Source organism: Rhizobium sp. K102 (assembly GCF_022385315.1).
In the GTDB taxonomy this organism is placed as follows: Bacteria; Pseudomonadota; Alphaproteobacteria; order Rhizobiales; family Rhizobiaceae; genus Rhizobium; species Rhizobium croatiense.
The window spans coordinates 431656-445874 of record NZ_CP092435.1; the positions used below are offsets into that span (position 1 = coordinate 431656).

A 14219-nucleotide genomic window follows, 5' to 3' on the forward strand; every position below is an offset into this window, starting at 1 on the left:
AATGGCGGTTTCCGCAATTGAAACGCAGGGAAAGCCGCGGGTGGTATTATCCGCCCGCGGGCTGCGCCGCGATTTCGGCGGCTTCACCGCCGTCAAGAACGTCGATCTCGACGTCCACGACGCCAGCGTGCATGCGCTGATCGGTCCGAACGGTGCCGGCAAGACGACGGTTTTCAACCTGCTGACCAAGTTCCTGCAGCCGACCGCTGGCACGATCACGCTGATGGGCACTGACATAACTGGGACGGCACCCGACAGGGTGGCGCGCATGGGACTGGTGCGCTCCTTCCAGATATCGGCGGTCTTCCCGCATCTCTCCGTTCTCGACAATGTGCGGGTGGCGTTGCAGCGGCCGAACAATCTTTCCACCCAGTTCTGGCGGCCGCTTTCGGCGCTCGACCGGCTGAACGAACGCGCCGAGCAACTGCTCGCCAGCGTCGGGCTTTCCAAGGAGCGCGATCATATCGCTGCCGATCTTTCCTATGGCCGCAAGCGCGTGCTGGAGATCGCCACCACGCTGGCGCTCGACCCGAAGGTGCTGCTGCTCGACGAGCCGATGGCCGGCATGGGGCTTGAGGACGTCGGCGTCGTCTCGGCGATCATCCGCGACGTCGCCCGCGACCGGGCGGTGCTGATGGTCGAGCACAATCTCTCGGTCGTCGCCAATATCTGCCAGCATGTGACGGTGCTGCAGCGCGGCGAGATTCTTGCCGAGGGCGACTATGCCACGGTCAGCCAGGACGAGCGCGTGCGCGTCGCCTATATGGGCACGGAGGAGCATTGATGGCCGCTCTCCTTGAAGTCCAGGGACTGAACGCCTGGTACGGCGAAAGCCATGTCCTGCACGGCGTCGACATGCGGGTGGCCGAAGGCGAGACGATCACCATTCTCGGTCGCAACGGCGTCGGCAAGACGACGACGCTGCGCACCATTACCGGCATCGTGCGCGCCCGCAAGGGCAGGATCAGCTTTGCCGGCAGCGATATGATGCAGGTGCCGCTGCACAAGACGGCGCATCGTGGCATCGGTTTCGTGCCGGAGGAGCGCGGCATCTTTTCGACGCTGACCGTGTCGGAAAACCTGCTGCTGCCGCCTGTCGTGGCGAAGGGCGGCATGACGCTCGACGAAATTTACGAGCTCTTTCCCAATCTCTACGAGCGTCGCGGCAGCGCCGGCACCAAGCTTTCCGGCGGCGAGCAGCAGATGCTGGCGATCGCCCGAATCCTGCGCACCGGCGTCCGGCTGCTCATTCTCGACGAACCGACCGAGGGGCTTGCCCCCGTCATCGTCCAGCGCATCGGCGAGGTGCTGCAGACGCTGAAAGGACGCGGCATGACGATCCTGCTCGTCGAGCAGAATTTCCGCTTCGCCAGCCGTATTGCCGATCGCTTCTATCTGATGGATCATGGGCAGATGGTGTCGGAATTCCCGGTCGGCGAACTGCCGCAGCGCATGGATACGCTGCACAAGGTTCTGGGAGTGTGACCAGATGACGATGATCTTCGGCATTCCCCTGCAGGCGCTGCTCGGCCAGCTGTTGATCGGCCTGATCAACGGCTCGTTCTATGCGCTGCTCAGCCTCGGCCTCGCCATCATTTTCGGCCTGCTCCGGGTGATCAACTTCGCCCATGGCGCACAATATATGCTTGGCGCCTTCGTCGCCTATCTGCTGTTGACCTATACCGGCATCGGCTATTGGCCGTCGCTGATCCTGGCACCCGTCATCGTCGGCCTTGCCGGCGCGGTCATCGAGCGGCTGTTCCTGCGCCGGCTCTACGATCTCGATCCGCTCTACGGACTGCTCTTCACCTTCGGGCTGGCGCTCGCCGTCGAAGGCACCTTCCGCTATCTCTACGGCTCGTCCGGTCAGCCCTACGCAACGCCGCCCGCCCTTGCCGGCGGGGCCAATCTCGGCTTCATGTTCCTGCCGATCTATCGCGGCTGGGTGGTCGTCGTCTCGCTCGTCGTCTGCCTCGGCACATGGCTGCTGATCGAGAAGACCAAGCTCGGCGCGTATCTCAGGGCCGCCACGGAGAACGCCGTGCTGGTGCAGGTCTTCGGCGTCAACGTGCCGATGCTCCTGACCTTCACCTACGCACTCGGCGCCGGCCTTGCGGCCTTTGCCGGCGTCCTGGCCGCGCCGATCTACCAGGTCTCGCCGCTGATGGGCTCGAACATGATCATCGTCGTCTTCGCCGTGGTCGTCGTCGGCGGCATGGGGTCGATCATGGGCGCGATCGTGACCGGTTATGTGCTCGGCATCGCCGAGGGCCTGACCAAGGTCTTCTATCCCGAAGCGTCCAACACCGTGATCTTCGTCATCATGGCGATCGTGCTTCTCATCAGGCCCGCGGGCCTCTTCGGCCGGGATGCTTGACATGGCTGACATCACTGAAACCATCCGAACGGAAAAAAGCCGGACCGCCTTTTCGGTGCAGGCGGGCTTCCTGCTTGCGGGGCTGGTGTTCCTGCTGCTGGCGCCGTTCTTCTTCTATCCGATCTTCCTGATGAAGCTGCTCTGCTTCGCGCTCTTTGCCTGTGCCTTCAATCTGCTGCTCGGCTATACCGGCCTGTTGTCCTTCGGCCATGCCACCTTCTTCGGGGGGGCGGCCTATTTCACCGCCTATACGGTGAAATCATGGGGGCTGCCGCCGGAACTCGGCATCCTGATCGGCGTGGCGGGAGCGGCATTCCTTGGGCTGGTCATGGGCTTTTTCGCCATCCGCCGTCAGGGCATCTATTTCGCGATGATCACGCTGGCCTTGTCGCAGATGTTCTTTTTCTTCTGCCTGCAAGCGGAGTTCACCGAAGGCGAGGACGGCATCCAGTCGGTGCCGCGCGGCCATCTCTTCGGCTTCATCGATCTGAACAACTCGACCAACATGTATTATTTCGTGCTGGCCGTTTTCCTCGTTGGTATCTTGATCATCTGGCGCTTCATCAATTCGCCGTTCGGCATGATCCTGAAATCGATCCGCGAGAACGAACAACGGGCGATTTCGCTCGGCTACTCCGTGGCGCGCTACAAGCTCGGCGCCTTCGTCATGTCGGCAGCGCTCGCCGGGTTGGCAGGCGCGATGAAATCGCTGGTCTTCCAGTTCGCGACCCTGACGGACGTCGCCTGGCAGATGTCGGGCGAGGTGATCCTGATGACGCTGCTCGGCGGTATCGGAACGCTGGTCGGACCGCTCTTCGGTGCAGGGCTTGTCGTGGCGCTGCAAAATTATCTCGCCACGTCGGAATTCCCGGTGACGATCATCACCGGCGTCGTCTTCATGATCTGCGTGCTGATATTCCGCCGCGGCATCATCGGCGAATTCTACGCTTCGCGGCTCGGGCGAAAACTGGGCTTCTTCTATCGCCGCTGAACGGGCGGACCTCTCTTTCCCAGGAACGATTTCCTTCCCGGCAAAGAGATTGGCGGCGGCAATGCGACTCTCCCTCTCCCCGTCCCGCGGGGAGAGGGAGGCAGGGGCATCTGGGGCTTCGTGCAGGGCACATGGATCGTTACGACTACATCATCATCGGGGCAGGCAGCGCCGGCTGTGTGCTTGCCAACCGGCTTTCTGCCGACGGCAAGAGCAGGGTGCTGCTTCTCGAAGCCGGCGGCAGCGACAATTACCATTGGATCCATATCCCGGTTGGCTATCTCTACTGCATCAACAATCCGCGCACCGACTGGTGCTTCACCACCGCGCCGGAAGCGGGGTTGAACGGCCGGGCGCTGAGCTATCCGCGCGGCAAGGTGCTCGGCGGCTGCTCGTCGATCAACGGCATGATCTACATGCGCGGCCAGGCACGCGACTACGATCTCTGGCGGCAGATGGGCTGCACCGGCTGGGGCTGGGACGATATCCTGCCGTTCTTTCGCAAGTCCGAGGATTTTTATCGCGGCGAAGACGAGATGCATGGCGCCGGCGGCGAATGGCGCATTGAGAAGGCGCGCGTGCGCTGGGCCGTGCTCGATGCCTTCCAGCAGGCGGCGAGAGAAGCCGGCATTCCGGAGACGGCGGATTTCAACCGCGGCAACAACGAAGGTTCCGGCTATTTCGACGTCAACCAGCGTTCCGGCATTCGCTGGAACACCTCGAAAGCCTTCCTGCGCCCGGCGCGCAGGCGCCCCAACCTGACCGTGCTGACCAAGGCGCAGGTCCGGCGGCTGCTGGTGGAGGAGGGGGCCGTCGCCGGCGTCGAATTCCAGCATAACGGCGTTGCGAAGCGCGCCTATGCCACCCGAGAAACCATCCTTTCGGCCGGTTCGATCGGCTCGCCGCATATTCTGGAACTCTCCGGCATCGGCCGGGGCGATGTGCTGCAGCGGGCGGGCGTCGATGTCGTCGCCGAGGTCAAGGCTGTCGGCGAGAACCTGCAGGACCATCTGCAACTGCGTCTGGCCTATAAGGTGACCGGCGTTCCGACACTGAACGAGAAGGCGACGAAGCTGATCGGCAAGGCGGCGATCGGGCTCGAATATCTCGTCCGTCGCTCCGGGCCGATGGCGATGGCGCCGAGCCAGCTCGGCATCTTCACCCGCTCGGGGCCTGATCGGGAGACGCCGGACCTGCAATATCACGTGCAGCCGGTGTCGCTGGAGAAGTTCGGCGATCCCGTCCACCCTTTCCCGGCGATCACGGCGAGCGTCTGCAATCTGAGGCCGGAGAGCCGCGGTTCGGTGCACCTGTCGAGCCCGGATTTTGCCGCCCAGCCGACGATCAGCCCGAAATACCTCTCGACGCAGCGCGATCGTGACATAGCTGTCCGTTCGATACGGTTGACGCGCAAGATCGTCGCGCAGCCTTCGTTCGCAAAGTTCAAGCCGGAGGAGTTCAAGCCGGGTCCCAGCTATCAGACCGAGGCCGATCTGGAGCGGGCGGCGGGCGATATCGGCACGACGATCTTCCATCCCGTCGGCACCTGCCGCATGGGCGCCGACAGGGACAGCGTCGTCGATCCGCGGCTGAGGTTCCGGGCGCTCGGCAAGCTCAGAATCGCCGATGCCTCGGTGATGCCGTCGATCACCTCGGGCAACACCAATTCGCCGACGATCATGATCGCCGAAAAGGCGGCGGCGATGATCCTCGAAGACAATCGATAGGAGAAGACCATGGCAAGGATCGCATTCATCGGGCTTGGCAATATGGGCGGGCCGATGGCGGCCAATCTCGTCAAGGGGGGTCACGAGGTCCTCGGTTTCGATCTCGCGGCCTCGGTGCTGAAGGCGGCGGAGGCGAGCGGCGTCAAGCCGGCAAGCCATGCCAGCCAAGCGGTCAAGGACGCGGAGATCGTCATCACAATGCTGCCGCAGGGCCGGCACGTGCTGACGGCTTGGACCGATATCCTGCAGACGGCGGCGCAGGACACGCTGGTGATCGATTGCTCCACCATCGATGTCGACAGCAGCCGCAGGGCGCATGAGATGGCCAAGTCCGCAGGCTGCCTGTCGCTCGACGCACCCGTCTCCGGCGGCACCGGCGGGGCGAGCGCCGGCACGCTGACCTTCATGGCGGGCGGCTCGGACGAGGCCTTCGCCAAGGCGAAGCCGATCCTCGATGTCATGGGCAAGAGGATCGTCCATTGCGGCGAGGCGGGTGCCGGCCAAGCCGCGAAGATCTGCAACAACATGATCCTCGGCATTTCGATGGTCGGCGTCTGCGAAGCCTTCGTGCTCGCCGAAAAACTCGGCCTCTCGCACCAGGCGCTGTTCGATGTCGCCTCGACCTCGTCGGGCCAGTGCTGGTCGATCAATACCTATTGCCCGGTGCCGGGACCGGTGCCGACTTCGCCCGCCAATAACGGCTACAAACCGGGTTTTGCCGCCGCCCTGATGTTGAAGGATCTCAAGCTGTCGCAGGAGGCGGCACTGGCGAGCGGCGCGTCGACGCCGATGGGTGCCGAGGCGGCGCAGCTGTTTGCGCTGTTCGAAAAACAGGGCAACGGCGGCAGGGATTTTTCGGCGATTATCGAGATGTTCCGCGAGCGGACGTGACCAACCTTCGACACCGGCCAATGGACGCGGTGTGGCTGTGGATTCCAGGCTCACGGCCTGGAATGACGGAGGGTGAGGGTTGCGTTTGCGCCAAACTCGCCGTTGGCGCAGCGGATGAGGCGTCCCGGTGCCGAGAAGGCGGCGCTATAACAGGCACCAGGCACCGCTCGCGTCCGAAACGACGACGGCTCGTTTGGCCGTAACACGCCCCAACCTCCGTCATTCCAGGCCTTGAGCCTGGAGTCCAGCCACCGCGCGTCTGCGCGGTGAATGAACCCATGGGGCCTTGAAGAGAGTCTCCCGCGCCCGAGGACTTTGGCGCGCTGGATTCCTGTGACGAGCATAGGAGGGAGAATGGGGGCGACGTTCTGCCGGCTCTATTTTCGCGACAGCAGCCAGACGAGATAGGGACCGCCGATCAGCGCGGCGAAGAGGCCGACCGGTACCTGGTAGGGATAGATGACGACGCGTGACAGCCAGTCCGCCGCCATCAGCACGCCGGCGCCGAAGATAAGGCTCGCCGCAAGCTGGTGGCCCGGCGCGCGGAAGCCGGCAAGGCGGGCAAGATGCGGCGCGATGAGGCCGGTGAGGCTGAGCGGGCCGACGAGGAACGAGGCGATCGCCGTCATCAGCGCGGCGAGGATGGTGAGCACCAGCCGGCTTGCCCCGACAGGAAGGCCGACAGCGCGACCGAGGCCGGCCCCGAGCGGCAGGATCGTCAGCCAGCGACTGAGAAAGGGCAGGGGGGCGGTCAGCACGGCGAGCGAGATGATGGCCGTCCAGGCTTCGAAGGCGCCGGCGCGATTGGTCGAGCCGGACAGCCAGGTGAGCAGGATATAGCCGCGCATATCGCCCTGGGCGAGTACTATGGTCACGATCGCCATGGCGAAGGCGCCGATGCCGACGCCGGCAAGCAGCATGCGTTCCGGCGAGAACCCCGCGCGGGCGGAAATGGCGATCATGGCGAGGAAGGCTGCCTGCGCCCCGAACGCCATGGAAAGCAGCATGGTGAAGGGCGAGGGGAAGCCGAAGAGAAAGAGCGCCACGGTAAGGCCCGCCCCGGCGCCGCCGCTGACGCCGAGCACTTCGGGGCTGGCGATCGGATTGCCGGTCATCCTTTGCATGATGAAGCCGGCCGCCGCCAGCATGGCGCCGGCGCCGGCGGCCACTATCGTGCGCGGCAGGCGGAAGGGCAGGAGATCGGCAAACAGCGCGCCGGTCGCGACATGCCAGCCGTCATCGGCCGGGCCGAACGTGAGAACGAAGGCAAAGAGCAGGACGAGGGCCGTGAGGAGCAAGGCAAGTGCCCGGATCGGCTTTGCGAGCCTGCTCAGCATTCCGGCCGGCCGGGCGGCAATGGCTGAAACGGAGTGCACGCGCGGCAGCAGAAAGAGCAGCAGCGGGCCGCCGAGCAGGGCGGTTGCGGCGCCGGTGGGCGCGAGATCGGTAAAACCGGGGCCGAGGATCTGGGTGAGGCAATCGGTCAGGAAGAGCAGGCCGGCGCCCGTCAGCGGCGCTGCCACCATCAGCCGGCCGGAGCTGCGCGGGCCGGCAAGCCTTGCGATCGCGGGTGCGGCGAGGCCGAGGAAGCCGATGATGCCGACCTCTGAGGTCACCGAGGCGGCGAGCCAGACGGCAAGCGCGACGATCGCCAGGCGGGTCGAATGCAGTGCAAGGCCGAGGCTCCTGGCGCCGCTGTCGTCGAGCGCGAGGATGCGTAGCGGCCGCACCAGCAGCAAGGCGGTGGCAAAGCCGAGGATGAGCCGGGGGCCGAGCGACAGCACGCCGTTCCAATCCTGCTGGCTGAGCGAACCGGCGCCCCAGATATAGATCGACATGGCATATTCGCCGCGCGAAAGGATCAGCGTGACGCTGAGCGCCGAGGCGATCAGGCTGACGATCATGCCGGAAAGAGCCACCGTCACTGGATCGAGCCCGCGTCGCCAGCTCAGAGCCAGCACGATGGCGACAGCCGCGATGCCGCCACCAAACGCGATCATCTCGCGCGGCAAACCGATGAGCAGAGGCGAGACGCTCATGGCCGCCGTCATTGCCAGCTCCGCGCCGGCGGTGATGCCGAGCGTCGAGGCGTCGGCGATCGGATTGCGCAGCACACGCTGCAGCAATGCGCCGGAAAGGCCGAGTGCGGCGCCGGCGACCAGGGCCAGCGCGGCGCGGGGCATGATGCTGTCCCAGAGCAGCACCGCGTTCAATATGGCTGCATCGGCATCATTGTGCGGAAGCTCGGGGCGCGTGACGATGAGGAGCGCGAAGGCAGCGATGCAGAGCGTGGCGAGGATGATGCCGATGATAGGCGCGCCCGCGCGTCGTGCGGGCCTGGGGCGGCTAACCATTCCATGCATGGCCGAGTCCCTCCGCCAACAGATCGGCAAAGCGGCCGGCGGCCGGCAGCGCGCCATAGGGATTGATCGAGCCGAGCATCAGCACGCGCTTTTCGCGCACGGCCGGCAAGGCATTCCAGAAGCAGCTGCCGGAGAGCGCGGCGAGAGCGTCGGCCGGGTGCGGCGGGATCATGACGATCCAGGCGTCGGGCATCGACGCCAATGTCTCGATGCCGATGGGCGCCGCCGCCGAGTAGCTTGTCGCACCCTGCCAGGCATTGGTCAGGCCGACGCGGTTCAGCACTTCGCCGAACATGCTGTCGGCGCCGAAGACGCGGAAATGCCTGGCGTCGCCGAGATTGATCGGGAGGACTGGCCGTCCGTCGCCCGCGGCAAAGCGAGAGCGGTGGCGGTCGAGCCGGGCTGAAAGCGCCTCGGTCAACTGCCTGGCGGCGGGAAGCTGTAGGCGCTCGCCGAGTGCAAGCGTTACCTGTTCGGCCAGCGCGAAAGGGCTTTTGCCGGGCTTGTAGATCGCATGGCTTTCCACCGGCGCAATCAGGCGCATGCGCTCGTCGGCCCAGGCATAGAAGTTCGAATTGAAGATCAGCTCCGGTCGTGCAAACCGCAGCACCTCGAAATTCGGCGTGCCGCGCAGGCCGAGATCGGCTACCGCCGCTGGCACGTCAGGTGTGACGGCGACCTCGCGGAACTGCCGCAATTCGGTTGCCGCAACGACGTCGGCGCCGATGGCCAGCAGGGTTTCGAGCAGCGCCCAGTCGAGTGTGGCGACGCGCAAACCCTCCGCTGCCCGCACCAGCGCGGGGGTGGAGAGCGAGGCTGCCGCACCGGCCAGAAATTGCCTGCGGGAGAAGTAAGCCAGAAAAGCCATGGCCTACAGCAGATAGCTCACCGGTTCGTTGCGAACCGGATGCGGAAAAACGCCCATTCCGACGCCGAAAATCGACTGCAGCGTATCGGTCTGCATGATCTCGGCGGGCGTGCCTTCGGCGGTGATCCGGCCGCGGTTGAGCGCGATGATCGCATCGCAATAGCGCGCGGCCAGATTGATGTCGTGCAGGACGACGATGACGGTCAGCCCGCGTTCGTGACTGAGTTCCTTGACCAGCGAGAGAACGCTGGCCTGATGCGCGAGGTCAAGTGCGGAGGTCGGCTCGTCGAGCAGCAGGCAGCGGGCATCCTGGGCGAGCATCATGGCAATCCAGGCGCGCTGGCGTTCGCCGCCGGACATGTTGGCGACGAGACGGTCGGCGAAATCCTCGAGCTCGGTGCGGACGATCGCCTCCTCAACCTTGTTGCGATCGGTCGCGGTGAAGCGGCCGAGCGTGCCATGCCAGGGGAAACGGCCGAGCGCTATCAACTCGCGCACGGTCATGCCGTCGGTCGCCGGCGTGAATTGCGGCATATAGGCGACGTGCCGGGCAAATTCGCGGGCGCCCCAATCGGCTGCCTGTTTGCCGCCGAAGGCGACGGCGCCGGATTTCGGCGCGACCTGGCGGGCGATGATCTTCAAAAGTGTGCTCTTGCCGGACCCGTTCGGCCCTACCAGCCCGTAGATGCGGCCATGTGCGAGCGTCAGGTCGATGCCGTGCAGAATGGATTTCGGCCCGACGGCATATTCGATTCCCGACAGGGCAAGAAAAGGCGAAGGCATGGTCTGCTCCAGGTTCGTCGCTGCAAACGGGGTTCGGGAGGGGCTTACCCTCCCTTTCCCGCAGGTTCCTGCAAAACTAAACTGTGATTGTCAACTTACCACTTCCTGCTGAGCTTGAAGGTGACAGTGCGGGCATCGCCGTAACCGCAGACGGTCAGGCCGCCGCAACCCTTGACGTATTCCTTGTCGAAGAGGTTGGTGACGTTGAGCGCGGCGCCCCAGTTTTCTTTTTCGTAGCGGATCGCGGCATCGACAAGGGTGGCGGCCGGCACCTTCTCGGTATTGGCCTCATCGGCCCAGGACCAGCCCTGATGGCGCACGCCGGCGCCGAAGCTCATGCCTTCGAAGGCACCCGTCGTCAGCGTATAGTCGACCCAGAGGGAAGCGGTCACCTTCGGGACGATAAAGGGTGAATTGCCGACGAGGGCCGGGTTGGCCTCATTCTCGGTCACTTCCATGTCCGTATAGGCAAGCGAGGCGAGAACCTTCCAGTTCTCGTTGATATTGACCTTGCCTTCGAGTTCGGCGCCGCGCGAAACGACCTCGCCGAGCTGGCTCTGGGCGAAGGTCGCCGGATTGGTGACGGTGTTGTTGCGCTTGGTGATGTGGAAGACCGACGCGGTCAGCGAGCCGTCGATGAAGCTCGGCTCATATTTGATGCCGCCTTCGAACTGCTCGCCTTCCTCCGGCTTCAGCGCGCCTGATACACCGGTGCCGATCAGCGGGTTGAAGAAAGTCGCGGCGCTGACATAGGGCGTCAGGCCGTTGTCGAACTCATAGGCAAGGCCGATGCGGCCGCTGACGGCGCTGTCGTTGGTGCTGAAGGTCGTGCCGATCCTGGCATCTTGGTCGATATCGACATAATCGTAACGGCCGTTCAGCGTCAGCAGCCAGCCATCACCGAAATGGATGCGGTCCTGGGCATAGACGCCGATCTGGTTCTTGGTGACGATGCCGTCGGCATAGACGAAATTGGCGCCCTGGGTTGTGCCGTAGAGGGGATCGGTGGCGCTGATCGAATTGGAGCCGCAGCAGGCCTGCCAATTGTCGAGACGGTAATAGCTGTAATCAAGCCCGACGAGAAGATTGTGCGTGGCACCGCCGATATCGGTCTCGCCTTCGAGCCGGTTGTCGATCGAGAAGGTGTCGACGCCGGAGCGCCCCTCGAAACCGATGCGCGCCAGCTGATAGTCCGGACCCGTCGGCACACCGCCGAGCCAGCCGTTCAGGTAGGGGCCGATTTCGTGCTTGTCGAGCCGACCGTAGCGCAGATTCTGGGAGAACTTGATGCCGTTGTCGAACTCATGCTCGAATTCGACCCCGATCATCTTCTGAACATAGCTGCCATCATCGATGTCGGGCTCGCCATAAAAGGCGTCGCGGTCTATTTTGCCGAACGGCGCGTCCTCGACGGTGCCGACATAGGGAAAGAAGCCGTTGCCGGTATGCACCTGATCGAGGCCGGCGAGGCTGCCCCAGACCGTCAGGCTGGTGGCGTCATCCGGCGAGATCGTCAGCTGCGGCATGATGAAGCCGCGGAAATCCTCGGAAAAATCCGAATAATTGTCTCCGCCGGCAACCTTGCCGGTGATGCGGTAGCTCATCGCTCCGCTGGAGCCGATCTTGTCGGAGACATCGAAGCCGGTGAAGGCGTTGCCGTTGCTGTTGATGCCGATCTCCGTATAGAAGAGCGGCTCGTCGAGCGGGCGCTTGCGGACGAGATTGACGATGCCGCCGGGATTGGCGCCGCCGTAAAGTACGGAAGCCGGGCCCTTCAGCACTTCGATGCGCTCCAGCATGAAGGGATCGAGCTGGAAGCCGCCGAAGCCGTAGCTGAAAAGCGTCAGATTGTCGAAGAAGATGCCGGTCTGGCCGGCGTCGAATCCGCGGATGTAGAACCAGTCGGTATCGCCGTCATTGCCAAAGGGCTGCGAGGTGACACCCGGCGTATAGAGCAGCGCCTCGTCGATCTTGTTGGTGATGCCGCGATCGTCCATTTCCTCGGTGCCGACGACGGAGACGGACTGCGGGATTTCGTTGAGCGGCGTGTCGCTTTTCGAGCCGGTGGAAGAGTTCTTGGCGACATAGCCTTTGACGGGACTGGTCGCGGTGTCGCCGCCGCCCTGGATGACGATCGGTTCGAGCGTCGTCGACGTTGCGTCCTGTGCCGCGGCGGAGCCGGCGATCAGGCCGGCGATCGCAACGCCCGCCAACAGATTTATCTTGAAACTCAGGCCACTGATCTGCCCACTCATGTCCTATTAACCCCACACATGCCGCTGGTGCGGCGAAGCCTTATTAAGGTGAGCGTTTAACTCAATTTAAACGGCTCGGCTTGTCCGGATCGGGGAAATTTGAACGTTTTTGGGCAATTCTCCGGCTCGCAAACAATTGCCCTAAGGCCGTTGCAATTAGGCAAGCTGGGCCCTTTTTTTCCAGCTGGCCGGCGTGCTGCCGACATGCTTGCGGAAGACGCGGGTGAAATGCGCCTGATCGGCAAAGCCGGTTTCGGCGGCGATCGCGGTCAAGGCATATTCGCTGTCAACCAGCAGGCGCTTCGCCCTCTCGAGCCGGGCATTGGTCTGCCACTGATGCGGGGCGATGCCGGTCGAAGCCTTGAAGGCATGGCTGAAATGCGATTGCGACAGGCCGGTCAGGCCGGCGAGTTCCTCGAGGCGGATGTTGCGCAGGCAGTTTTCCTCGATGAAATCGGTGGCGCGGCGAAGCTGCCAGGAGGCGAGCTTGCTGCGTTTGCGCGGCACCGCCTTGGAAAGCTTCAGCACGTCGATGATCAGCGCCAGCGCGAGGCCGTCGCCATAGAGATCGTGCAGCGGCTCCGGATTGAGGCATTCGGCGGCGACCAGCTGCGCCAGCGCCAGCAGGCGCTCGTCGGAAAAGAGAAGCTGCGGGCTTCCGAGACGACGCGGGTCTATGTCCTCCATCAGCCGGCGGCTGATCGTGTCGGCGTCGAAATGGACGTCGAGGTGGCGCACCGAATGCACGCTGGTGAGGTCGGCCCAGACTTCCATGCCGGCCGGCACATAGGAGATCGGCCGCTTTTCCGCATCCTGAACGGCGCCCTCGGCCTTCGGCGACAGCTTGATGCGCGAATTGCCCGGTCCGCGTTTGTCGAGCATGATGAAGAGCCGCGGATCCCGCGAGACATAATAGCCGCCGGCATAAGCGGCGCATTCGACGTCCCAGACATCGGCGACGATGCCATTCCATTGGCGGCGATGCACCCCGCCGATGACGGAGAAGCCCTGGATCTTGTTCTGCATCCGCGGTTGAAACGTCATTTCCACTTCCGCCTCCGGCCCAGCGGCCGGAGATAAACCTTCAATTAATACTCAAGTTTATTACAGCAGGCGGAACCGGATGACAATCACCGAATAAGGTCCAGATCCGGGAACGGCAAGCCGACGGCAAGCCGCGATCGATCAGGGCTTCGCCACCGCGAAACGGAGCTGGCTGTCGCCGAGGAGGATATCGATCTCGCCTGGCTCCGTCAGTTCGATCGCGCCGCTCAACGTGCCCGTGGTGATCAACGCGCCTGCCTTCAGCGATGTCTCTGGGCGCAGGCCGTCATTGGCGTAATCGACGAGCCATGTGAGAACGTCGCCCTTCGGATGCTGCGCCGGACCATCATAGATCGTGCGGCCGGCATGGGTGACCTTGAGCGGCGTGCCAGCGGCGGTATCGACAGCGCTTTTGTCGAGCTTCGGGCCAAGTACATAGCCGCTGTTGCCGAGGCGGTCTGATGTAAACAGCAGAAAGGAGATGCTGCCGCTTTCCCTGACGGCGCTGACCAGCAACTCGGCGCCGAGATGGGCAGCGGAGATCGCCTCGACCACTTCGGCGCGGCTATAGGCAGTCCCGGTGCGAATCGGCAGATCCTTGCCGAGGCGCACGGCGATCTCGGTCTCGAACTTCATGCCCGGATACCAGGGGATACTCGCGCCCGAGGCGGCTTCGGCATAGGGATGCAGCGGACCGGTGACCGCCTGACCCTGCGGCGAGACCGTCACCTTCCAGGCATTGCTGGAAATGCCGTCGGCCGCAGTCAGGAAATTCTGCGCCTCCATCGCCTGATGCAGGTCGGCCGGCAGCGGGAAAGTGCCGGTTTCCTCCTGTCGCCCGGCCTGGCGCAGGCTGTGCAGTCTGGCCGCAAGGGCGCGTGGATCGAATGCCTCTGTCATGCTGTCTCCTCGACCTGATT

12 protein-coding genes are annotated in these 14219 nt (G+C 64.0%); 6 read left to right on the forward strand and 6 right to left on the reverse strand.

The features are described 5' to 3' along the window. The first annotated feature begins 1 nt into the window (after position 1). The 6 genes from MHI61_RS05975 (at position 2) to mmsB (ending at position 5986) form a co-directional block, all read left to right on the forward strand. Positions 2 to 784 carry an ABC transporter ATP-binding protein gene (locus MHI61_RS05975; protein ID WP_097608550.1) on the forward strand — a complete coding sequence of 261 codons (783 nt, stop codon included), beginning with the start codon at positions 2 to 4 and terminating at the stop codon, positions 782 to 784. Continuing rightward, positions 784 to 1485, forward strand: coding sequence for an ABC transporter ATP-binding protein (locus MHI61_RS05980; RefSeq protein ID WP_183843790.1), 702 nt, complete (start codon positions 784 to 786; stop codon positions 1483 to 1485). Before MHI61_RS05975 ends, MHI61_RS05980 begins: the two co-directional genes overlap by 1 nt. A 4-nt stretch (positions 1486 to 1489) precedes the next feature. Continuing rightward, positions 1490 to 2377: a branched-chain amino acid ABC transporter permease gene (locus tag MHI61_RS05985; RefSeq protein WP_239789603.1), complete on the forward strand. Its 888-nt coding sequence runs from the start codon at positions 1490 to 1492 to the stop codon at positions 2375 to 2377. A 1-nt stretch (position 2378) separates the two neighbouring features. Beyond that, positions 2379 to 3368: a branched-chain amino acid ABC transporter permease gene (locus MHI61_RS05990; protein ID WP_239789604.1), complete on the forward strand. Its 990-nt coding sequence runs from the start codon at positions 2379 to 2381 to the stop codon at positions 3366 to 3368. A 131-nt stretch (positions 3369 to 3499) separates the two neighbouring features. Next, on the forward strand, positions 3500 to 5095 hold the full coding sequence (locus MHI61_RS05995; protein ID WP_239789605.1) for a GMC family oxidoreductase N-terminal domain-containing protein: 1596 nt from the start codon (positions 3500 to 3502) through the stop codon (positions 5093 to 5095). A 9-nt stretch (positions 5096 to 5104) separates the two neighbouring features. Beyond that, positions 5105 to 5986: a 3-hydroxyisobutyrate dehydrogenase gene (gene mmsB / locus MHI61_RS06000; RefSeq protein WP_239789606.1), complete on the forward strand. Its 882-nt coding sequence runs from the start codon at positions 5105 to 5107 to the stop codon at positions 5984 to 5986. Positions 5987 to 6363: 377 nt separating this feature from the next. Here mmsB and fhuB read toward each other — a convergent pair whose 3' ends face one another. From fhuB to MHI61_RS06030, 6 genes are all read right to left on the reverse strand, one after another. Beyond that, a complete protein-coding gene (gene fhuB, locus MHI61_RS06005; RefSeq protein WP_239789783.1) occupies positions 6364 to 8340 on the reverse strand; it encodes a Fe(3+)-hydroxamate ABC transporter permease FhuB in 1977 nt (658 codons plus the stop codon). After that, on the reverse strand, positions 8333 to 9217 hold the full coding sequence (locus MHI61_RS06010; protein ID WP_239789607.1) for an ABC transporter substrate-binding protein: 885 nt from the start codon (positions 9215 to 9217) through the stop codon (positions 8333 to 8335). Before MHI61_RS06010 ends, fhuB begins: the two co-directional genes overlap by 8 nt. A gap of 3 nt (positions 9218 to 9220) precedes the next feature. Further along, the gene (locus MHI61_RS06015) at positions 9221 to 10000 is read right to left on the reverse strand and encodes an ATP-binding cassette domain-containing protein (RefSeq protein WP_239789608.1); all 780 of its coding nucleotides are present in this window, start codon (positions 9998 to 10000) and stop codon (positions 9221 to 9223) included. A gap of 95 nt (positions 10001 to 10095) precedes the next feature. Further along, a complete protein-coding gene (locus tag MHI61_RS06020) occupies positions 10096 to 12255 on the reverse strand; it encodes a TonB-dependent siderophore receptor (protein WP_239789609.1) in 2160 nt (719 codons plus the stop codon). 156 nt (positions 12256 to 12411) lie between these two features. Continuing rightward, entirely contained in the window at positions 12412 to 13299 is an 888-nt protein-coding gene (locus MHI61_RS06025; RefSeq protein WP_239789610.1) for an AraC family transcriptional regulator, read from the reverse strand. 141 nt (positions 13300 to 13440) lie between these two features. Then, positions 13441 to 14199: a fumarylacetoacetate hydrolase family protein gene (locus MHI61_RS06030; RefSeq protein ID WP_239789611.1), complete on the reverse strand. Its 759-nt coding sequence runs from the start codon at positions 14197 to 14199 to the stop codon at positions 13441 to 13443. Positions 14200 to 14219 lie beyond the last annotated feature (20 nt).